The organism is Nonomuraea sp. NPDC003709 (assembly GCF_040610775.1).
Classification (GTDB): Bacteria; Actinomycetota; Actinomycetes; order Streptosporangiales; family Streptosporangiaceae; genus Nonomuraea; species Nonomuraea angiospora_A.
The window spans coordinates 550,644-571,611 of the sequence record NZ_JBEXMW010000004.1 but is presented as its reverse complement, the minus strand read 5'-3'; the positions used below and the strand labels follow the sequence as shown (position 1 = coordinate 571,611).

At 72.6% G+C, this 20,968-nt stretch carries 18 protein-coding genes and 1 pseudogene; 7 read left to right on the top strand and 12 right to left on the bottom strand.

Annotated features, from left to right (window positions below):
• Window positions 1-3 precede the first annotated feature (3 nt).
• Together ABZX61_RS15405 and ABZX61_RS15400 are read right to left on the bottom strand one after the other, a co-directional pair.
• Window positions 4-1,779, bottom strand: a complete 1,776-nt coding sequence (locus ABZX61_RS15405) for a protein kinase (protein WP_355194862.1) — start codon at window positions 1,777-1,779, stop codon at window positions 4-6.
• 45 nt (window positions 1,780-1,824) lie between these two features.
• Window positions 1,825-2,523, bottom strand: a complete 699-nt coding sequence (locus ABZX61_RS15400; protein WP_350722303.1) for a M50 family metallopeptidase — start codon at window positions 2,521-2,523, stop codon at window positions 1,825-1,827.
• 34 nt (window positions 2,524-2,557) lie between these two features.
• On the opposite strand from ABZX61_RS15400, the gene ABZX61_RS15395 reads away from it, so the two are divergent.
• From ABZX61_RS15395 to corA, 3 genes are read left to right on the top strand one after another with little or no spacing between them, the layout of a single operon-like run.
• Window positions 2,558-3,442 (top strand): amidohydrolase family protein, encoded by an 885-nt coding sequence (locus ABZX61_RS15395; RefSeq protein ID WP_355194860.1) that lies wholly within the window; start codon window positions 2,558-2,560, stop codon window positions 3,440-3,442.
• 7 nt (window positions 3,443-3,449) lie between these two features.
• Window positions 3,450-3,917 (top strand): nuclear transport factor 2 family protein, encoded by a 468-nt coding sequence (locus ABZX61_RS15390; RefSeq protein ID WP_350722306.1) that lies wholly within the window; start codon window positions 3,450-3,452, stop codon window positions 3,915-3,917.
• 14 nt (window positions 3,918-3,931) lie between these two features.
• The gene (corA, locus tag ABZX61_RS15385; RefSeq protein ID WP_350722308.1) at window positions 3,932-5,050 is read left to right on the top strand and encodes a magnesium/cobalt transporter CorA; all 1,119 of its coding nucleotides are present in this window, start codon (window positions 3,932-3,934) and stop codon (window positions 5,048-5,050) included.
• Between the two features lie 85 nt (window positions 5,051-5,135).
• Here the strand turns inward: corA and ABZX61_RS15380 are convergent, their stop codons facing one another.
• Together ABZX61_RS15380 and ABZX61_RS15375 are read right to left on the bottom strand one after the other, a co-directional pair.
• Window positions 5,136-5,903 (bottom strand): Clp protease N-terminal domain-containing protein, encoded by a 768-nt coding sequence (locus tag ABZX61_RS15380; protein ID WP_355194857.1) that lies wholly within the window; start codon window positions 5,901-5,903, stop codon window positions 5,136-5,138.
• A gap of 33 nt (window positions 5,904-5,936) precedes the next feature.
• Window positions 5,937-6,692: an IclR family transcriptional regulator gene (locus ABZX61_RS15375; RefSeq protein ID WP_355194855.1), complete on the bottom strand. Its 756-nt coding sequence runs from the start codon at window positions 6,690-6,692 to the stop codon at window positions 5,937-5,939.
• Between the two features lie 87 nt (window positions 6,693-6,779).
• Here ABZX61_RS15375 and ABZX61_RS15370 point away from each other — a divergent pair.
• From ABZX61_RS15370 to ABZX61_RS15355, 4 genes and pseudogenes are all read left to right on the top strand, one after another.
• Window positions 6,780-7,781 (top strand): annotated as a pseudogene (locus ABZX61_RS15370) (cupin domain-containing protein); the annotation flags it as partial.
• Window positions 7,778-8,602, top strand: a complete 825-nt coding sequence (locus ABZX61_RS15365; protein ID WP_355194853.1) for a fumarylacetoacetate hydrolase family protein — start codon at window positions 7,778-7,780, stop codon at window positions 8,600-8,602. The pseudogene ABZX61_RS15370 and the gene ABZX61_RS15365, both read left to right, overlap by 4 nt.
• Window positions 8,592-9,266, top strand: a complete 675-nt coding sequence (locus ABZX61_RS15360; RefSeq protein WP_355194851.1) for a maleylpyruvate isomerase family mycothiol-dependent enzyme — start codon at window positions 8,592-8,594, stop codon at window positions 9,264-9,266. The genes ABZX61_RS15365 and ABZX61_RS15360 overlap by 11 nt, the downstream gene beginning before the upstream one ends.
• A gap of 59 nt (window positions 9,267-9,325) precedes the next feature.
• A complete protein-coding gene (locus tag ABZX61_RS15355) occupies window positions 9,326-10,444 on the top strand; it encodes an FAD-dependent monooxygenase (protein ID WP_355194849.1) in 1,119 nt (372 codons plus the stop codon).
• A 12-nt stretch (window positions 10,445-10,456) separates the two neighbouring features.
• On the opposite strand, the gene ABZX61_RS15350 is transcribed toward ABZX61_RS15355, so the two are convergent.
• The 8 genes from ABZX61_RS15350 to ABZX61_RS15315 all read right to left on the bottom strand — a co-directional run bounded on the left by ABZX61_RS15350 (window position 10,457) and on the right by ABZX61_RS15315 (window position 20,915).
• On the bottom strand, window positions 10,457-11,995 hold the full coding sequence (locus tag ABZX61_RS15350) for a heparinase II/III family protein (RefSeq protein WP_355194847.1): 1,539 nt from the start codon (window positions 11,993-11,995) through the stop codon (window positions 10,457-10,459).
• A gap of 54 nt (window positions 11,996-12,049) precedes the next feature.
• Complete coding sequence (locus ABZX61_RS15345; RefSeq protein ID WP_355194845.1) at window positions 12,050-12,799, bottom strand: hypothetical protein; 750 nt, start codon at window positions 12,797-12,799, stop codon at window positions 12,050-12,052.
• Window positions 12,792-13,403 carry an RNA polymerase sigma factor gene (locus ABZX61_RS15340; protein WP_355194843.1) on the bottom strand — a complete coding sequence of 204 codons (612 nt, stop codon included), beginning with the start codon at window positions 13,401-13,403 and terminating at the stop codon, window positions 12,792-12,794. The genes ABZX61_RS15345 and ABZX61_RS15340 overlap by 8 nt, the downstream gene beginning before the upstream one ends.
• Before the next feature lie 66 nt (window positions 13,404-13,469).
• The gene (locus ABZX61_RS15335) at window positions 13,470-14,411 is read right to left on the bottom strand and encodes a winged helix DNA-binding domain-containing protein (protein ID WP_355194841.1); all 942 of its coding nucleotides are present in this window, start codon (window positions 14,409-14,411) and stop codon (window positions 13,470-13,472) included.
• 17 nt (window positions 14,412-14,428) lie between these two features.
• Window positions 14,429-16,594: a DUF3488 and transglutaminase-like domain-containing protein gene (locus ABZX61_RS15330; RefSeq protein ID WP_355194839.1), complete on the bottom strand. Its 2,166-nt coding sequence runs from the start codon at window positions 16,592-16,594 to the stop codon at window positions 14,429-14,431.
• Window positions 16,591-17,709 (bottom strand): DUF58 domain-containing protein, encoded by a 1,119-nt coding sequence (locus ABZX61_RS15325; RefSeq protein ID WP_350722328.1) that lies wholly within the window; start codon window positions 17,707-17,709, stop codon window positions 16,591-16,593. The genes ABZX61_RS15330 and ABZX61_RS15325 overlap by 4 nt, the downstream gene beginning before the upstream one ends.
• Window positions 17,710-18,759 (bottom strand): MoxR family ATPase, encoded by a 1,050-nt coding sequence (locus ABZX61_RS15320; RefSeq protein WP_350722330.1) that lies wholly within the window; start codon window positions 18,757-18,759, stop codon window positions 17,710-17,712. It lies immediately after the preceding gene.
• A gap of 14 nt (window positions 18,760-18,773) precedes the next feature.
• A complete protein-coding gene (locus tag ABZX61_RS15315; protein ID WP_355194836.1) occupies window positions 18,774-20,915 on the bottom strand; it encodes a hypothetical protein in 2,142 nt (713 codons plus the stop codon).
• Window positions 20,916-20,968: the final 53 nt, after the last annotated feature.

Genomic DNA, 20,968 nt, shown 5'->3' with positions numbered 1-20,968 from the left:
GGGCTACGGGTTCGAGCGGGCGACGGCGCCCCTGATGCACGTGGGCTTCGACCAGGCGACCGTCGAGCTCTCCGAGACGCGCAGCAGGACGCCCACCAGGAAGCAGTAGCCGGTGCCCGGGTCCAGTCCCGCGACGCGGGTCGTGGTGGCGCCCTGGCCCAGGGCGGTGACGGCCTGCTCGCCCTTCTTGAGCGGGGAGCGCTGGAGGACCACCGGGTAGCGGCGGGCGGCCGCGGGGAGCGTCCACTTCAGCTCGACGAGGGCGCCCTGGTCGGCGGTCACCTTCAGGCCGCGCGGGGTCAGCGCGGCGACGGACTGCTTGTCGATGGCCTCGGTGTCCCGGGTGCCCGGCTCGGACGCCGAGGGCTGGGTGCTCTGTGATGGCTCGTTCTGCTGGAGCGACAGGTAGACGGCCGCGCTCGTGCCGCCCACGACGACGGCCGCAACGACGGCGCCGATCACGAGGCCCCGTGGCAGGCGCCCTCCTCCGCCCGGCGCGGTCGTCCCGCCCCGCCCCGGCGGAGTGGTGGCCGAGGCGATCGCGGGTGGTGTGGGCGCGCCCGGATGCCCGCCCCCAGGGATGCCGGCGATTCCCGGCCCGTGCCGGCCGGTGGCGTGCATGCCGCCGGTGCCCGCCGCCCGCGCCTCCGGCGCGAACGGTGACGGCTGCGCCTCCGGCGCGAAGGACGACGGCCGCGCCTCGGGGGCGAACGGCGACGGCCGGCCGGGGCCGCCGGGCAGGTGGTTGCCGGTGGTCGGGAGATGGTTGCCCGTGGATGGCAGGTGATTGCCCGTGGTCGGGAGCTGAAGGCTGTGCTGAGGGCTCCCCGTGTGCTGAGGGCTCCCCGGGGGCTGGGGTTCGCCGGTGGGCGGGTCGTCGAGGCGGGGGCGGGGCACCGTGGACATCGCCGGTCCCGGGCCGGGGTCCTGGCCCACCAGGTCGGTCACCGGCAGGCCCAGCTCGGCCTGCACCTCCTGCAGCCGCCGGGCGAGCTCCCGCGCCGATCCGTACCGTACCTCGGGCTGCTTGGACATCGCCCGCATGACCGTCTCGAGGACCGGCGGCGGCACGTCGGAGCGGTTGATCGGGGGCGGCTCGACACTGAGCACCCGGTACATCAGGGGCGCGATCGACGGGTCCGTCGGGTTGTGGAAGGCGGGCTGGCCGGCCAGCAGGTGGTAGAGGGTCGAGCCGAGCGAGTAGATGTCGGTCGAGGCCGAGTGCGGCTGCCCGGTGAGCACCTCGGGGGCGGCGTGCAGCGGGGTGAACGCCTGCGACGTGGCCGAGATCTCCGAGGAGTCCACGACCCGGGCCACGCCGAAGTCGGCGATGGCGGGCTCGCCGTACCGGGAGATGAGGATGTTCTGCGGCTTGATGTCGCCGTGCAGGACCCCGGCCTCGTGTACGGCGGCCAGCGCCCCGGCCAGCTTCACCCCGGCCCGCAGCACGTCGGGCACCGGCAGCGGCCCCTCCTTGCGGACCCTGTCGCGCAGCGAGCCGTTCTCGAAGTAGTCCATCGCGATGTACGGCTTGCCGGAGCGGGTGACGCCGGTGTCGAAGACGGTGACGACGTTGGGGTGGCCGGTCAGGCGGCCGGTGAGCTGCAGCTCGCGCTGGAACCTGCGCATCGTGCGCTGGTCGACCCGGTCGACGGACAGCACCTTGAGCGCCACGACCCGGTCGAGGCGCTCCTGGTAGGCGCGGTACACGACGGCGAAGCCGCCCTGGCCCGCCTGATCGAGTACCCGGTAGCCGGGCGCGTCCTCGACTGGCAGCACGGCACTCCCCCCTGTTGCAGGCGAGTTTAGTGCGAATTTTGGGGGTTAGAGCGGATTCATGAGGTACGCGCCGAAGGCCGCGGACGCGACCGACACCAGCAGGAAGAGGAACACGTAGAACCCGCCGGGCAGGAACGTCAGCCTGGCCAGCTGGTCCGCGTCGGAGTCTCGCGCCTGCCGCCTGCTCCGCTTGCGCTGCAGCTCGATGATCGGCCTGATCCCGCCGAACAGCAGGAACCAGACCGCGACCAGGGCGACGACCTGCTGGACCTCGGCGGGCGCGTACATGATCAGGGCGAACACCGCGCCGCCGGTGGCGAGCAGGATCAGCGCGCCGTACAGGTTGCGGATCAGCAGCAGCATGCAGACCAGGAACAGCAGCACGCTCCAGATCAGCAGCGTGATGTGCCCCATCTCGGTCAGCCAGGCGGCGCCCAGCCCCAGCAGCGGAGGCGCCACATAGCCGGCGAGCGCGGTCAGCACCATGCCGGGCCCGGTGGGCCTGCCCCTGGTCAGCGTCACGCCGGAGGTGTCGGAGTGGAGGCGGATGCCTTCGAGTTTGCGCCGGCTGACCAGCGCCATCAGCGCGTGGCCGCCCTCGTGGGCGATCGTGATCAGGCCTCTGGTCACCTGCCAGGGCATGCGGAAGCCGACGAGCACGAACGCGGCGAGAGCCGAGACCCCCACGACCCAGGGGTCGGGGTCAGGCTGAACCTTGATCAGGTGGGCCCAGAGCTGTTCCATCGAGGAGAAACCCTATCCAGGTAGAGTCTCCTGCGTGGCCACAGAACAAGATTCTGACGCCCGGATTCCGGACTGGTGGCGCGGGCTCGGGCTGCCCGGCCTGATCGACCTGCACGTCCACTTCCTGCCGGAGCGGATGGAACGGCGGGTGTGGCACCACTTCAGGCACGGCGGCCCGCTGATGGGAAACGGCTGGAAGATCGAGTACGAGTGGCCGGCGGAGGAGCGGGTCGCGCTGCTGCGGGCCATGGGCGTGCGCACGTTCCCCGCTCTCGCCTATGCGCACAAGCCGGACATGGCGTGCGATCTCAACGCCTGGACGCTGGATTTCGCCCGCCGTACACCTGGATGCCTCCCTTCGGCGACCTTCTACCCCGAGCCTGGCGTCGTGGAGTACGTGCGCCGCGCTCTGGAGGACGGGGCCAGGATCTTCAAGGTGCACCTGCAGGTCGGCGGGTTCGACCCGCGGGCCGCCGAGCTGGACGAGGTCTGGGGCCTGCTGGCGGAGGCCGGGGTGCCGGTGGTGACGCACGCCAGTTCGGTGCCCGTGCCGGGCGGGCACATCGGCCCCGGGCCGATCGGCGAGGTGCTGCGCAGGCATCCGCGGCTGCGGGTGGTGATCGCGCATCTGGGGATGCCGGAGTACGACCCGTTCTTCGAGCTGGCCGCCCGCTACGAGCGGGTCGCGCTGGACACCACGATGGCGTTCACCGACTTCGCCGAGCTGGGCATGCCGTTCCCCGCGCGGCTGCGGCCGGCATTGCTTGATCTGGGCATTTCAGGCAAGGTGGTGCTCGGTAGTGACTTCCCGACGATTCCATATCCTTACGCCCATCAGCTCGACGCGCTCGCCCGGCTCGACCTGGGCGATGCCTGGTTGCGGGCGGTGTGCTGGGGCAACGCAGCGGCCATGATCTGATAGAGGAGTGAACGATCGGCACGTCGCGCTCATCGGCGCTTTCTACGACGCTCTGGGCCGCGCGGACTTCGCGGCCATGGAGCGCTGCTACCACCCCGAGGTCAGCTTCGGAGATCCGATCTTCCAGGAGGTCGAGGGGCGTGACCGCGTGATGACGATGTGGCGGCTGCAGCTAGGCGTGCGCGACGGCCTCAGATCCACCTACGGCGACGTGACGGCCGACGACTTCACCGGCACCGCGCACTGGACGTCCCGCTACACCTTCTCCAGGACCGGGCGCCAGGTCGTCAACGAGATCGACGCGCTGTTCAGGTTCGAGGGCGACCTGATCGTCCGCCACCACGACGAATTCGACTTCAGGCGCTGGTCGAAGATGGCGCTGGGCAGGCCGCACGGGCTGCTGTTCGGCTGGACGCCGATGTGGCGCAAGACCATCAGAGACCGCGCCACGCAACGGCTCGACGAGCTCTCTTAGGTCCAGGGAGGGCCATGGCCAGGGTGAAGGGGTTCAGGCGCAGCGGCGACGTCCACGAGGAAGCGCCCGAGCACTCGATGGACCCGCGTGCCACGGAGGAGCGGCCCTACCGGCCGACCGTCATCGACAACGCCATCTACCGCGACGGCAGGCGCGTCGACACGCCTGGCTCCCTGGGCGCCGCCTTCGAGTGCCTCAAGGAGATCCCGGGCAGCATGGCCTGGATCGGCCTCTACCGGCCGAAGGAGTGGGAGCTGGTCAAGCTCGGCGAGGAGTTCGAGCTGCACGAGCTGGCGCTGGAGGACGCGATCGTCGGCTCCCAGCGGCCCAAGGCCGACCGCTACGGCGACACGCTGTTCGTGGTGCTGCGGGCCGCGCGCTACCTGGACGACGTGGAGGAGGTCGCGTTCGGGGAGGTGCACGTCTTCATCGGCCCCAACTTCGTGATCACCGTACGCCATGCCGAGGCCCCCGACCTCCAAGCCGTCCGCAAGCGCATGGAGTCCGAGCCCGAGCTGCTGCGCCAGGGCCCGCAGGCCGTCCTGTACGCCATCCTCGACGCCGTGGTCGACGGCTATGCCCCGGTGGTGGCCGGGCTGCAGAAGGACATCGAGGAGATCGAGGTCCAGGTCTTCGGCGGCGACCCGTCGGTGTCGCGGCGGGTCTACGAGCTGTCCGGCGAGGTGATCGAGTTCCAGCGGGCGACGGCGCCGCTGGTGGGCATGCTCCACGCGTTCATCGCTGGGGCCTCCAAGCACGGGATGAACGACGAGCTGCAGAGCTACCTGCGTGACGTGGCCGACCACGCGATCACGGTGTCGGAGCGGATCTCCGCGTTCCGGCAGATGCTGCAGGACATCCTGGTCGTCAACTCGACGCTGGTGACGCAGGCGCAGAACGCGGAGATGGCCCGGATGACGGAGGCGAGCATCCAGCAGGGCGAGGAGGTCAAGAAGATCTCCGCCTGGGCCGCCATCCTGTTCGCTCCGACATTGGTCGGAACCATTTACGGGATGAATTTCGATTTCATGCCGGAAACGCACTGGGCATTCGGGTACCCATTCGCGATCGTGCTGATGGCGGCCGTCTGTCTGACCCTTTATCTCGTCTTCAAACGCCGCGACTGGCTCTGAGCGTCACCACGTGGCCCCGATCACGATCCCGACCACGATCAGGGCCACCAGGGTGACGCGGATGGCGGCGGACACCTCGCGATCCTCAGCCGTCCAGTCCCACATGCGCTTCCAGCCGCTCGAGCCGCTGGACGAGGGGCTGGAGCTCCTGGCGGACGGCGGCGGACAGCATCGCCTGGACGGCGGCGGGCCGGCCCTGCTCTCCCTGGGCCTCGGCGTCCTGCTGCGTCTGCGCCCGCAGGTGGACGTACCCGGCCAGGGCCGCCACCACGGCGCGCCTGGTGAGCCTGGGCTCGGCGCCCAGCCCGCGCAGGACCTGGCCGGCGGTCCCGTCGGGCTCGGCGACGAGGCCGAGCAGGAGGTGCTCGCAGCCCACGTAGTTGTGGCCGAGTGAGGTCGCCTCCGTGACGGCGAACTCCAGCGCGTTGGCCGCCGCCCCGCTGAAGTTGCGCGGCTCCGAACCGCCGGCCGCGCCGGGGGCGGGCTGGTGGCGGGCTAGGTCGCGTCCGACCTGCTCGGGGTCGATCTCCACGGCCCGCAGGACGTGCAGGGCCAGGTTGGTCCCCTCGCTCAGCATGGCGCCCAGCAGGTGCTCGGTGCCGACGGCCGCGGCTCCTTCCGCCCTGGCCTGGTCGGCGGCCAGTTTGAGGACGGTGCGCGTCCTGGGCGTCAGGTGCCTCAGCGCCCCGGTCGGCTCTTCGAGGTCGAGGTCGCTCAGGACGGTCTCCCTGATGGCGGTCACCCGGCGGACCGCCTGCTCCAGCGCGCGCTGGCACACCGCCGACACGGGCACCCCGGCCTGCTTGACCGCTTCCGCGAGTTCGTCCGGCAGGTAGACGTTAATCTTTGGCATACCCCTACGATAACCCCCATGGGGTTACACACGTCAAGCGTCGGGGAAATCGGTCAGCGCCTGTTCGGCTTCCCGCACCGCGGCCTTCAGCTGAGCCGCGAAGAACCCCACCCGGTCCGGGCCGAAGCGGGCCGAGGGGGCCGAGATCGACAGGGCGGCCAGGGCGACGCCGTTCCCGTTGCGGAGGGTCGCGCCGATGGCGGAGACGCCGCGTTCCGTGCCGTCGATGTTGAGCGCGTAGCCGCGGGCCCCGACGTCGTCGAGCTCGCGGGTCAGGGTCGCGCGCTCGTGGTCGGAAAGGTCGGGATAGAGGTCGCGGAGCTGGTCGGGGGGCAGGGTGGCGAGCAGGACCTTGCCGCCGGAGGCCCGGCGGGCGGGCAGGATCGTGCCGCGGCGGTCGCCGACGTGCAGGATCTGCGACGACTCCACGCTGTCCAGGAAGCGCACCTCCGTACCGACCCGGAGCATGAGGTTCACGGTCTCCGCGACCCGCGCGCACAGCGCCTCCATCGCCGGCCTGACCCGGGCGCGCAGCTCGCGCAGGACCGCCCCGCCCGCGCCGGCCTGCGTCGAGGTGAGGAACGGCCCCGGCAGGTACGTGTGCTGCTCGTCCTGCACGGCGAAGTCGCGGTAGACGAGCATGGCCAGCAGGCGGTGGGCGGTCGAGCGGGCGATGCCCAGCTCCCTGGCGACGTCGGCGACCTTGAGGTGGCCCTGGTCGCGCAGCATGTGCAGGAGCAGCAGCACGTTGTCGACGGAGCCCAGAGCGTAGGCGGGCCTGTTCTTCATAGCAGAATGCTAGTGCCGTATGCAGAATCACCTCCTAGCGTGGGCTCCATGAACCCAGAGGAGAGGCTCTACGCCGACTTCGCGGCGGAAGACCTGATCCCGTTGTGGACGCAGGTCGGCGACCTGATGCCGGAGCACCCGAAGCCGAAGGCGCGCCCGCACGTGTGGGAGTGGAAGACGCTCTACCCGCTGGCCGAGCGGGCCGGCGAGCTGGTGCCCGTCGGGCGCGGCGGGGAGCGGCGGGCCATCGCGCTGGCCAACCCCGGCCTGGGCGGGATGCCGTACGCGACGCCGACCCTCTGGGCGGCCATCCAGTACCTCGGGCCGCGCGAAGTCGCCCCCGAGCACCGCCACACCCAGAACGCCTTCCGCTTCGTCGTCGAGGGCGAGGGTGTCTGGACCGTCGTGAACGGCGACCCGGTCGCCATGCGGCGCGGCGACTTCCTGCTGACTCCCGGCTGGCACTTCCACGGGCACCACAACACCACCGACGCGCCCATGGCCTGGATCGACGGGCTGGACATCCCGCTTGTGCACTACACCGACACCTCGTTCTTCGAGTTCGGCCCCGACCAGGTCACCGACGTGACGACGCCGAGCGTGTCGCGTTCGGAACGGCTGTGGGCGCACCCGGGGCTGCGTCCCGTCTCGGCGCTGCAAGCCACGCCCAGCTCGCCGATCGCCGCGTACCGCTGGGAGCACACCGACCGGGCGCTGGACGAGCAGCTGGCGCTGGAGGACGAGGGCCACCCCGGGACCGTCGAGCCCGGCCACGCCGCCGTCCGCTACACCAACCCCACCACCGGCGGCGACGTCATGCCGACGATCAGGGCCGAGTTCCACCGGCTGCGGGCGGGGACCGCGACGGCCGCGCGGAGAGAGGTGGGGTCGTCGGTGTACCAGGTGTTCGACGGCGAGGGGTTCGTGACCCTCGACGGCGCGGAGCGGCGGCTGTCGCGCGGCGACCTCGTCGTGGTGCCGTCGTGGTGCGCGTGGTCGTTCCGCGCCGAGACCCGTTTCGACCTGTTCCGTTTCGCTGACACGCCCGTTTTCGAGGGCCTGCGTCAATATCGAGAGGAGTTCGTGTGAGGCTCGCGACGCTGCGGCTGCCGCACCGTACGACCGCCGCCAGAATCGACGGCGACCTTGCCGTGGAGGTCGGCGCGCCCGATGTCGGGGCGCTGCTGGCCGATCCGCGCTGGCGGGAGGTGGCGGCCGCCGCCGACGGGCCCCGGCATCCCCTGTCCACGGCCGACCTCGCCCCCGTCGTGCCGAGGCCGGGGAAGATCGTCTGCGTGGGGCTCAACTACCGCAACCACATCCTGGAGATGGGGCGGGAGCTGCCGGAGCATCCGACGTTGTTCGCCAAGTTCGCCGAGGCGCTGGTCGGGCCGTACGACGACATCGCGCTGCCCGCCGTCTCCGACGCCGTCGACTGGGAGGCCGAGCTGGCGGTGATCATCGGCACGGCGGCCAGGAACGTGTCGCCCGAGCAGGCGGCGGCCTCCATCGCCGGCTACTCCGTGATCAACGATGTGACCGCCCGCGACTACCAGTACCGCACGCTGCAGTGGCTCCAGGGCAAGACCTTCGAGTCGAGCACGCCGTTCGGCCCGTACCTCGTCACCCCGGACGAGCTGGAGGGCGTGACGATGACCATGCAGTGCGAGGTGGACGGCGAGGTGGTGCAGGAGACGGACACGTCCGACCTGGTGTTCGGCCCGGCCGAGCTGATCTCGTACGTGTCGCGGATCATCACGCTCCAGCCCGGGGACGTCATCGCCACCGGCACGCCCGGAGGCGTCGGCCACGCCCGCAAGCCTCCTCGCTACCTCGCCGACGGGAACAAGGTCGTGACCCGGATCGCGGGCCTCGGCGAGCTGGTCAACGTGGCCCGCCGTGCTGCCTGACCTGGGCTGGATGGACGCCGGCACCGCTTACTTCGAGGCACAGGTACGCGGTGCCGACCTCGGACGGCCGAGCCGGCTGCCCGGATGGTCGGGACGGCACGTGGTGGCGCACGTCGCCGCGAACGCCCGCGCTCTCGGCAGACTGGTGCACTGGGCGCGTACGGGTGAGGAACGCCCGATGTACGCCTCGGCCGAGGCCCGTGACGCCGAGATCGAGGACCTGGCCGCCCGGCTGGACGCCGCCGCGCTGGAGAGCCTGGCCAGGGAGACGTCCGAGGAGCTGCGCGACGCCCTGGGCGAGTTGTCCGGGGACCAGTGGGAGGCCCGGGTGCGGACCGCTCAGGGGCGGCTCGTGCCCGCGTCCGAGGTGGTGTGGCTGCGGACCCGCGAGGTGTGGGTGCACGGCGTGGACCTGGGCGGGCGGTTCGAGGATCTGCCGGGCGAGCTGGTGGACGCGCTGGTCACGGATGTGACGGCGCTGTGGGCACGGCGCGGCGAGGAGCCCGCGATGGTCCTGCGTCCCACCGACCGCCTCACCACCTGGCCATCCGATGGGGACGGCCTGCCGGAGGTGCGGGGGACGGCCGCCGAGCTGGCCGCCTGGGTCACCGGGCGCGGCCCCGCCCCCGACCCCGCCGCCCCCGCCATCGGCCGCTGGCTCTGAAGGCTAGGGCTCTGAAGGCTAGGGCCGGGCGCGGGCGTCGTCGGTGGAGAGGAGTGCTCGTGGTCGAGGTGGTCGTCGTCGGAGGCGGCATCGGCGGGCTGGCGGCCGCCTTCGCGCAGGCGAGAGCCGGGCGGACGGTCCGGGTGCTGGAGCGGTCGGCCGAGTTCGGCGAGGTGGGCGCCGGGTTGCAGCTCGGCCCCAACGCCACCCGCGTGCTCCACCGCTGGGGCCTGCTGGACCAGGTGATCGAGAGGGGCGTGCTCCCCCGGCGGCTGGTCTTCAGGGACGCCCTGACCGGCGAGGAGCTCACCCACCTCGACCTGGGCGAGGGGTTCCGGCACCGCTACGGCGGCCCCTACGTGGTGGCGCACCGCGGCGACCTGCACGCCGTCCTCCTGCGGGCCTGCGCGGCCGCGGGCGTGGAGCTGCTGAACGGCCGGCACGTTGAGCGGGTGGACGCCGGACGCGCCAGGGCCCGCTGCGCGGACGGCGAGGTGCACGAGGGTGACGTGGTGGTCGCGGCGGACGGCCTGCAGTCGGTCCTGCGGGCGCAGCTCGTCGCCGACCAACCCCACGATTCCGGATTTGTCGCTTATAGGGGCACCAGTCCGCTTCCGGAGGACTTCGACGTCTCCGACGTGGTCGCGTACCTGGGCCCCGGCTGCCACTTCGTCCAGTACGCCCTGCGCGGCGGCGAACTGCTCAACCAGGTGGCCGTCTTCCGCGGCCCCGGCGACCTGGAGGCGGCCTTCGACGGCTGCTGCGACGCGATCGGCAAGGGCCTGCCGTACCTGTGGCGAGAGCGCCACTGGCCCATGCTCGACCGCCCGCCCATCGGCACCTGGGTGCGGGGCAGGCTCGCCCTCCTGGGGGACGCCGCCCACCCCATGCTCCAGTACCTGGCCCAGGGCGCCTGCCAGGCCATCGAGGACGCCCACGAGCTGGCCGAGCAGTCGGCCGCCGGCGACTGGGACCGGGCACTGGCCGCGTACCAGGAGATCCGCGTGCCGAGGACGGCGCGCGTGCAGACGACGGCGCGGCTGTGGGGCGACATCTGGCACGTGGACGGCGTGGCCCGGGTGCTGCGCAACGAGCTGTTCCGGACCAGGGACCCGGCCGGCCACGACTACGTCGACTGGCTGTACGGTGGGCCGCGTCCAGCGGTCCGCCACAGATAGCGGGGTCTGCGTCTACGGCAGGTGAAGCGTGACGGGGCCGTCCGGGGTGTGGACGGTCAGCGCGTCGCCGGAGACCGACACGCGCGGATCGGCCGCGCCCGGCACGATCACGGTCAGCACACTCGGGGCGGCGGGGGACACCACGGTCGCCACCTCGGCGGTCCGCAGGTAACCGGTCGAGACCAGCCCGGGCCGCACCCCCTGCTCCTCCCCCGGGAGCTGCAGCAGTGTCACCCGCCAGTCCCCGTCCCCGAGCACCACCCGGCCGTCGCCCCGGGAGACCACCTGCAGCGACGGGTCGAAGTGCCACAGGCTGCGCAGGGTCCCGCCCTCGACGGAGTCGTGCACGGCCATCAGGTCGGGCCCGTGGTTGACGAGGACGCGCCGGGTCCTGGTCACCCCGTAGGCGTCGTCGGCCAGCTCGAAGGACTGGCGCGACGGCTCGACGGACGATCCGACGAGCCGCGTGGCCGTCCCCGGACGGAAGGTCCCGGCCACGACGGGCACGTTGTGCGCCTCCGGCGAGCGCGTCCACTCCACGTACCCGGTGCGCTCGTAGGAGTGGAACCCGGCCTCGACGAGGATCCGGCGGCCCTGGGCGCTGTAGGTGACGCCGAGGTGGTCCTCGTGCCCGTGCAGCCGCCGCCCGGGCCCGAACCTGATCGAGTAGAAGGCGGACCGCGGGTCGTCCCAGGCGGTCCTGCCGAAGACGTACCCGCCGTCGAACACCCGCACCACCGGCCCCTCGTGCGGGAAGCCGTCGGCGCGGGTGTCGGCCGGGCTGTCGCCGATCGGGGCGAGGCGGCCGTCGGGCTGGGTGGCGTGCGCGACGTACGCCTCCAGCGCGGCCCGCCGGGCGATGAGCCGCTGGGGCGGTGCGGCGCCGCTCTCGCCGATCGCCCGCAGCGCCGTGCCGAGCCGCCGGTGCACGTACAGGCCGTAGCGGGGGGCCTGCTCCTGCAGCACCCCCTGAGCGTCGATGGCCAGCTCGGCGGAGGCGGTCATCCTGCGGATGGCCAGATCGCGCCAGCGTGCCCGGCCGAGCCGGCAGCCGACGACGAGCAGCCCGATGTCCTGATCCAGGCCGTGGTTGTGGCCCGCGCGGTAGAGCGACGAGTCGGCCAGGATCTCCCCGTGCTCGGCGAGGCTGTTCCACAGTGCCCGGCTCCGCACGTGCTCGCTGAGACACACGAGCGCGGGGGCGCGTAACGCGACCGCGTGCTCGGCCCACGCCCACGGGCTGACCCCGCGGCCGCCGTGCGGGTTCTCGCGGATCCAGTGCTCGGCCAGGCTGCTCGCGCGGTCGAGGTACGCGGGCTCGCCCGAGCGCTCGTACTCGGCGACCAGCCGGCCCATCCAGCGCAGCGTGTGCAGGTTCAGCGCCCAGGAGCGGTTGCCGTGCGGGTTCGCGGTCCAGTCGACCTCCGTGCCCAGCTCGACCGGCGGCAGGCCGACGAACGTGACCTGCCCGCGCATCACCTCCTCCACCTTGATCAAGGGAAACTGGTCGCTCAGGCAGATGGCTTTGCCCGAGATCGCACGCCAGAACACGTCGGGACTCCTGTTTCAGGGCGCGCGAAACCCACGCGCCGGCGTCGGAATGCTCTAGCGGGGACCCCGGTCGGTCCAGCCCGCCTCGATCACGCGTTCCGTGCCCGGGGACGGCCCGTTGTCGGTGCGGGAGAGCACCTGCGAGGTCGCCGGGTCGATGACGAGCGTCCGCTGGGTGCCGTCGGGCAGCGTGTACGAGAACGCCTCACCGCGGTCGCGTTCGCCCAGGTAACGGACCTCGGGCAGGTCGGCGAGCGCGCGGTAGGCGGCGGCGCGCACGGCGGGCGGGGACGGCTTGGTCCACAGCAGGCCGCTGAGCGCGTCGGCGAGCAGGCCCTTGGACGGCAGCATGCCCGCCACCCGCTCCCTGAGCGCGTCCGGGTCCGTGGGAAGGTTCTCGATCTGCTGGAACGTCAGGTCACGCCCCGCCATGCTGAACGCCGACCGTCCCTTGACCTGCGTGATCCGGCCGTGTTCCAGGGTCCACGCCCGGCCGTCCCTGGCCGCCCAGAGCCCGACCACCTGGGACCCGTCCCGGACCTTCTTGATGTGCCAGTACGTCCCGTCCGGAACGTGACCCGAGGCGGCGGTGCCGGCCGCCGCCAGCAGCACGGATCGTCCGGAGGGTGCCGGTTGAAAGATCACGAACGCCGCCGCCAGGGCCATCGCCACGGCGGGGAGCACCAGCCACGACAGCCGCCTGCGCCTGCGTGCCGCCGTCACCCGCCGCCACACCCTGGCCTGGGCGTCCGGATCGGACTGCGGCCGGCCGTACAGGTCCTTGATGTGCTCCATCTCATCCACGGACGAACACCTCGATCTCGCCGAGCAGGGCGCGCAGCTTCTTCCTGGCCCGGTTCAGGCGGGACCCGACGGTGCCGTACGGGATGCCGAGCGCGGTGGCGATCTCGTCGTGGCTCAGCCCGGCGAGCGCGACGAGCAGCAGGACGTCGCGGTCGCGGCGGTCGAGCTCGGCCAGGGCGGCGGCCAGCTCGGGCCGCAGGCTCTGGGCGCTGACGCGGCGGGCGACCGAGTCCTCGTGCCCGGGGGACTCGGGGTCGGGGGCGCAGCGGCCGAGCGCGCGCAGGGTGCGGGCCTCCAGGCGGCGGTGCTTGCCGATGAGGTTCGTGGCGATGCCGTACAGCCAGGCGCGCACGTTCGCGCGGGCCGGCTCGTACTGCGCCCGCTTGCGGAACGCGGTGAGGAACGTCTCGGCCACGACGTCCTCGGCGTGGTCGGGGCCGAGCCGCTGGGCGACGTAGGTGTGGATCTCGCCGAAGTGGGCGCCGAACACCGCGGCGAAACCGTCGGCGTCGTCGAGAACGTTCGGCGGCGAGCTGCGCGTCCCCCCGTGGACGTGCGCGCGAGCCGTCCATGCCGCCGGCGTCGCGATGGTCTCCCCCGTCATGCGCTGCCTTCCGGTGAATCAGTGGTCATCTCTTATCACCCGATGCACCGGTTTGCTTTCACGCTCTCATTCCAGAAAACGGCGGACGTCCGCGATCTCGGCGTCGAGCAGGCCGTCCGGCAGCTCGTCGAACGGCTCGACGCTCGCCCGCGCGCCCTTGCGCCCCCACACGCCCCTGATCACCCCGCCCACCAGCACGACCGGCCGCAGGATGCCTCCCCCCGGGAACACCTTCCTGGCGTGCTCGGCGGCCAGGATCGGGTCGCGGCTGCGCCAGCCCATCAGGTACTCGTCGAAGGCGGGCGCGAGGCGGGCCACCGGCTCCTCCTCTGTGCCGGCGGGCGGCGGAGGGGCGGCGCTCAGGCGCCAGGCCGTGCGGGCCTCGCCGAGCGGCAGGCCCGACCAGGCGGCCAGGTCCTCGGGCTCGGCGGGCCGGTGGGATCGGCGGTAGCGGGTGCCCAGCTCCTTGAGCGCGCGGTCCCGGTCGGGTTCGGGGGTGATGGGGGCGCCCAGCCAGTCGGCTGCGTGCACGTACGTGGGCTTGCCCGCGCGGAGCGGGCCCAGCACGGCCAGGCCGTGGTGCGCGGCCAGCCCCACCAGGTGCACGACCCCCTGGCCGGTGGCCCGGCCCGCCAGGCGCTCCTCCAGGTCGGCCTTGGTGAGCGGGCCCTGGCCTTCGAGGGCGCCGGCGATGAGCCCGAGCAGGTCGTCGCCGGTGACGCCTTCCTCGTGGAGGCGGCGCAGGGTGTTCGTGGCGCGGGCGGTGAGGGCGTGCAGCCAGGGCAGGTCGTCGGCGTGGGCGAAGTGGAGGGTGCCGCGCGGGCCCCAGGTTCTGACGATCTCGCGGGAGGTCACCGCGGCCTCGACGTCCTGCCTGGTGAGGGTGGCGGAGCGGGCGCGGAAGGCGAGCAGGGCGGAGGGGACGTCCTGGGCCTGCATCGCCGCCAGATGTCTGACGATCTCGCCGGCCGCCAGGCCCGGGGGGCGGTGCAGGAGCTGGGACTCCACGCTTCTCATGTTCACCGTCATCTCAGCAGGAGGCGATTGCGCAGGCGGGTGGTCAGGGGGGTTCTGGCGCGTACGGCTCTGCGGATGGCGTCGCTGCGCTGCCAGGCCGCGGTGGCGGCGTCCTCGGTGACGGCGTCGGGGGCGTACCGGACGAAGTTCGAAATTTCAGCCAACGGCTGGATGTGCGCGGATATATCCCCCGAGCCTGCCTGCCCGGCGACGACGTCCGCCGCCGTCAGAGCGTACCGGCCCCTCAGCCCCAGGTCGTCGCAGGTCTGCCGCCACGCGCCGAGCACCCGCTGCTCGGGCCCCTCGGCCCGGCGGCGCTTGCGCCTGCGCCACCACGGCAGGGCCACCACCATCCCGGCGTACGCCACCAGCAGCGCCCCGCCCGCCACCGACGCGATCAGCCAGACCGCCGGGCCGTTCGACGGCTCCTGGCCGTTCCCCGTGGCCTGCGGCTGGGAGGTCTTCGGCCGGTCGCTCCCGCCCTGGGTGAACTCGCCCTCCAGCTCCTCGCTCTCCTCGATGGCCGAGGACACGACGTCATGGTCGTCCTTGGCGCCGCTGCGGCCCGGCGTGGGGTAGAACGGCCGCCAGCCCAGCCGGTCGAACTTGATCTCCGCCCACACCATCACATGGCCAGATTTAACGTGATAAATCCCGCCGGACGTCTGGCCCGGCCTGAACCCCACCACCACCCGCGACGGCAGCCCGAGCGTCCTGGCCATGAGCGCGAACGTGGTCGCGAACTGCTCCGACGTCCCCCGGTGCGTGGTCTGCAGGAAGAACTCCAGCCCCTTGAGCGAGTGCCCCGGCGGCGCGGTGACGTCGTAACTGGCGTTGGTGCGCAGGTACTTCTGCAGCCGGTACGCCCGCGTGATCGGCGTGGTCGCGCCCTTGGTGGCCTCCTGGGCGAGCTTGCGGAACAGCCGCTGCTGCGGCCCGGCCGGGAACGCGGTCAGCCCCGGGTCGTCGGCGGGCGTGGCGTCGAGCAGCTCCTGTTTGGACGGCCGGGGCACCTTCGAGGTCACCTCGTAGCTGAATCCCTTGGCGGGCTTGGCACCGGCCAGCAGCGCGCCGCTCTCGGGGTCCACCACCAGCCCCCGCACGCCCTCGACCCGCTCCGGCCGTTCGGCCGCGGGCAGCCAGGTGCCCGGGAGCCCGTCGAACGTCACCTTCTGATGGACGACGTCCGCCTTGCCCGTCCAGTCCGCTTCGGGTACCCGGCCGCCGGTGGGCTGGAACCGGGCTCCGGACGTCCATCGGACGCCGTCGTACCGGTCGAGCACGGCCAGCCGCCAGTTGAGCGGTTTGTCGGCCTTGACGGTGAACAGCTCCCTGTCGGGGATCTGCAGCCACGCCGAGACCCGGTCAAGCGGGCTGACGCTGTCGACGCGCCGCGGCGGGGGGAGGTCGGCGTCCTGCCGGGGGTTGTACGGCTGCGCGGCGATGGGCAGCAGCGGGCCCACGACCAGCGCCAGCGCGGCCAGCGCGGCGGCGGCCGGCAACCCGGCCAGGAGCCAGAGCGGGGAACGGTCGTCGCGCAGCAGGGCCAGCGCGGCGATCAGCACGAACAGCGCGCCCGCCACGGGGACGTTCGAGCCCTCGCCGTCCACGCCCAGCACGAGCGCCGTGCCGTAGACGACCAGCGCCGGGACGGCGGCGGCGATCCTGGTGCGGGTGCGGGCCAGCGTCTCGGCGCCGATGACGGCGGCCGCCCAGACGAGGGTGTGGACGAGGACGAGGAGGTGCGGCTCGGGCTGGGCGGGGAGGAGGGTGGTGAGCAGGGCGTGCCAGGAGTTCGCCACGTCGGCGAACACACCTGGGTTGGCGGCCTGGTAGAGGAGGACGGTGCCGGCGAACCAGAGGACGACGTCCAGGAGCAGGGCCAGCCAGAGGGGACGCCGGCCGAGGGTGGCGGAGACGACGGCGGGGGCGATGGCCGCGGGGATCACGGCGGTCAGCAGCTCGGTGCCGGGGAACACCCGATGGAACCCCCACCCGGCCACCCCGGCGACGGCCGCGACCAGCGCCGCCCCCGCCATCCGCCGCCACAACGCCCCACCCGCCACGCCCCCGGACGGCAGGCTGCCCGTCCGACCTCCGGCCGCCTCGCCAGGCGTCGCCGCGTCCGGCGCGCGCCCGTGCCGGCGGCCGCGCCTGGGGGCCTGGGTGGTCATCGGGACCCCCACGCGAGCGGGAGCGCGTCCAGGGAGCCGATCGGCAGGACCGCCACCCCGGGTACCGCGACCGCCCCGGGGCCGACGTAGACGCAGATGACGCGGTCGAAGCGGCGGCGCACTCCCGCGACGCGCCCCGCCTCCGCCGGGTCCGAGGTGACCAGGACCAGGGAGCCGCCGCCCCGGGCCAGGCGCGTCGGCTCCGTGACGCCGCCCGTGCCCGTCGACACCAGGGCCAGGCGGTCCAGCACCGTCTCGGGGTCCTTGGCGTCCGGTACGGGCCCGTCGCCGGTGACGAGGCGTACCGGGAAGCCCGCCGTGGCGGCGGCGAGCGCGACCGAGGCGGCGGCGTCCACGGCCAGCTCCGTGAGGTCGCGGGTGTCCAGGACGACGGTGGTGGTGGGGAGGCTGGCGTCGATGAGCTGGCGGACCATGAGCGTCCCGGTGCGGGCGCTCGACCGCCAGTGGACGTGGCGCAGGTCGTCGCCGACGACGTACTCGCGCAGGGTGTGGAAGGTGACCGTGCCGCTGGGGGCGTTGTCGCTGGTGGGGCCCTCCAGGTGGTGGGCCCGGCCGGACGGGGGGACGGGCAGGGCGACCGTGCGGGGCCGTACCAGGAGGGTGACGGGCGAGCCGTACGCTCTGACGCGGCGCGTGAGCCCGAACGGGTCGGCCCGGACGAGCAGCAGCGGCCCCACCGGGATCTCGCCGCGGGCGTCCGTCGGCAGCGGGTACGACACCGTGCGTACCGCCCCCTTTGGCAGCCTGGGCAGGTCGACGGTGTGCTCCGCCGCGCCGATCCGGTCCTGGGCGCGCAGGCCGGACAGGCCCCGGCGGCCGAGGTTGGTCACGTTCAGGACGGCGACGGCGGCGTCCCCGCGCGGCACCTTCAGGGGCGTGACCTCGCGCCGTACCTCCAGCCTGGGCCTGGGGGCGGTCCACGCGAGCGCGGCGGCCAGCGCGAGCAGGCCGCCGGTGGCGAGCACGACGGGCTCGGGATAACCGAGCGCGAACCCCGCCGCGTACAGCGCGAGGGACCCGGCGAGGGTCCCCCAGCCCAGCGGGGTCAGCACCGCGGTGAGCCGCTGCCAGGGAGCCGGTGGCGGGGTGGGCACCTACGCCGCCTGCGGCACCGGCATCCCGGCGAGGATCTCGCCGAGCGCGGCCGCGGCGGTGACCTCGCGCAGCTCGGCCTCGGGCGTGAGGATCAGCCGGTGCGCCAGCACGGGCGCGGCCAGCGCCTTCACGTCCTCCGGCACGACGTAGTGCCGGCCGGCCGCGGCGGCCTTGACCCGGGACGCGCGCAGCAACGCCAGGCTGCCCCGGGGGCTGGCCCCGAGCCGCAGGTGAGGGCTGGTACGGGTGGCCGAGCACAGCGCGACGATGTAGTCGTACACGGCATCGGCCACGTGGATCCGGGAGGCGAAGTCGATCATCCCGGCCACGTCCGACGACCGCGCCACCACCGGCAGCCGCTCGACCTGCGGCCCCGTCGGCATGCCCTTGAGCACCTCCACCTCGGAGACGTGGTCGGGGTAGCCGACGGAGATCTTCATCAGGAAGCGGTCGAGCTGGGCCTCGGGCAGCGGGTACGTGCCGTCCATGTCGACCGGGTTCTGCGTGGCCACCACCATGAACGGCCTGGGCACCGGATGCGGCTCGGCGTCCACCGTGACCCGGCGCTCCTCCATGACCTCCAGCAGCGCGGCCTGGGTCTTCGGCGAGGCGCGGTTGATCTCGTCGGCGAGCACGATGTTCGCGAAGACGGGCCCGTGGTGGAACTCGAACTTCTGGTGCGCCTGGTTGAAGATCGACACGCCGGTGATGTCGCTGGGCAGCAGGTCAGGCGTGAACTGGATGCGCCGCCACTCGGCGTCCACGCTGGCCGCGAGCGACCTGGCCAGCGTGGTCTTGCCGGTGCCGGGCACGTCCTCGACGAGCAGGTGCCCCTCCGAGAACAGGCTGATCAGCGCCAGCTCGATCGCCTCGTGCTTGCCCCGGATGATGCGCTCGATGTTGCCGGCGAGCAGCTGGAAGCGCTGCGCGAACTGCCCGGCCAGCTGCGCGCTCTGCTGCGGCTGCTGCTGGTAGGACTGCTCCAGCCCCTGCTGCTGGTACGGCTGCACGGTCTGCTCGAACTGGTCCTGATAGTTGTACTGGGTCAACTGAGCCCCCCTCCTCAGTCGGTGCACTCGAAGAGCGGCCCCTCGGGGAAGCCGCCGTCCGGAGTCGCCACCAGAGTGTCGCTGAGCCACCCGTTCCCGTACTGCGTTTCAACTTTGTTCCAAATGTCACTGGTGCTGCCGTCTTGCGACTCGGTGACAGACTGGCCCTTGACCTGGCAGATCACGGTCACCGTGATGTACTGGTCCTTCGGGATCTTTCCGACGTTGTCGTCGCCGTTCTTGGCGGGGGTCGGCCGGATCAGGGTGTTGGTCTGGGCGTTGTTCTTGTTCTTGTACTGCTGCCTCGGGTAGGCCAGGTCCACCTCGGTCGTGGCCACGTCCGGGCTCTCCCCCGCCGCGTTCCTGGCCTTGAGCTTGAACGCGTGCTTCTGGTTGTTCTTCAGCCCGTCCACCGTGAACGACGTGCCCTTGATGCCGTTGTTGGTCGCCGCGCCGGTCAGCTCGTACGTGACGCCGTCGTCGGCGTTCTCGGGGGCGCTCCAGCTCAGCTCGGCGCCCCGGTTCTTGGCCTTGGCGGCGAAGCCGGTCGGCGAGCCGGGCGCCACGCAGGGCTTGGCCCCGGCGCTGGGCTGGGACTCGACCTCGCCGCCCGCCCAGTGCGCGACCACCACGAACGTGTACTCGTTCGCGCAGTCCCCGCCCGTGAACTCGAACTGGAACGGCCCGTTCGCGTCCACCGACTGCGGCACGGACCGGCCGGCGCCGGACGAGGTCTTCAGGGTGTACCGCTCGACCTTGCCGCCGGTGGCCGGGCTGAAGGTCACCGTCACCTTGCCGGGCCCGGACCTGGCGCTGACCGCACCGGGCGCGGACGGCGCGCTGGGCGACGGGGTCGGCGTGGGCGACCTGGTGGGCTCGCGGCTCGGGGTCGGCGTGGGCTCGGCCTCGCGGGTCGGCTCGGCCTCACGGGTCTCCGTGGGGCGCGGCTCCGTCCTCGTGGGTACGGGGTCGGGCCGGGCGTCCGTCTTGGACGGGTCCGGGCGCGGCGTCTGCTTGGGCTTGGGCGTGCTGGTCGGTCCCGGTACGTCGGAGTCGTCCTTGTCGACGTCGTGCTTGCGGCCCTCGGGGTCGATGACGACCGCCTTGTCGCCGTTCTCGTCGTTGGCCCAGAGCAGGCCGTCCTTGACGAACACGTCCACCGGGCCCGGCGCCTGGGTCACCTGGAGCGTGGTGGGCCGGCCGCCGGCCGCGCTGTCCCAGACGATGAGGGAGCCCTTGCCCTGGTCGGGCACGTACACCTTGCTGCCGAGCACCTGCGGCACCCCGAGCTTGGCGGGGTCCTGCGACTCGAACTTGGTGCTCAGCACCGAGTTGGACGAGGTGTCGATCACGACGAGCAGCCCCGAGCCGCCGGGTGTGAGGATCGGGACCAGCGGGCCTTCGGTCGTGGCCGGGGTGAGCGCGCCGCCCTTGGCGGCCTGGGCCACGCCCTTGGGCAGGGTGATCTCGCCGACCCCGCCGTCCGCGCCGATGACCGTGGCGGTGGCGGCCCGGCTGTTGACCACGACGGGCAGGCCGCCGGCGATCGTGATCGCCAGCTCCTCGCCCGGCTCGCCGACCTTGAGCGGGCTCGCCGCGGCGCCGTTCGACACCGGTACGACCTGGCCCTTCGCGGTCACGGGGACCCACAGGCGGCCGCCGCCGTCGATGCGGGCCGCGCCGAGCGGTCCGGGGAGGGTGATCGGGGCGCCGACGGAGTTGAGCGTGGCCGGGTCGATCCGCTGGACCTTGCCGGAGGCCGGATCCACCGCGTACGCGGTGTCGCCGGACACCGCGATCTGCAGGCCGGCCGCGCCGAGGTCGCGGGTCTGGGAGACCGTGAGCTGGCTGGGCTCGACGCGGCTGACGTAGCCGGTGGCGTCGTCGACCAGCAGCACGTTGCCGCCGTCCTGCACGACGCGCAGCTGTCGGCCGGCCTTGTCGCCGAGATAGCCGTCGACCTCGCCGGACAGGCCGTTGACGTGCACGATCTTGCCCTTGGCCCGGGTCCAGAGCCAGGCGCCGACATCGGCCAGCTTCGGGTTGGCGCTGGACACGCCCACGCCGAACCACGCCGCCGCGGCCACCAGGACCACGGCCGCCACCCCGGCGATCACGGCCGTGCTTCGGTCACCTTGGAGCATGCGCAACTGCACGCGTAACTCACCCCGTATGTACGATTACAGAGCGTTTGCCCCCGTATTATCGG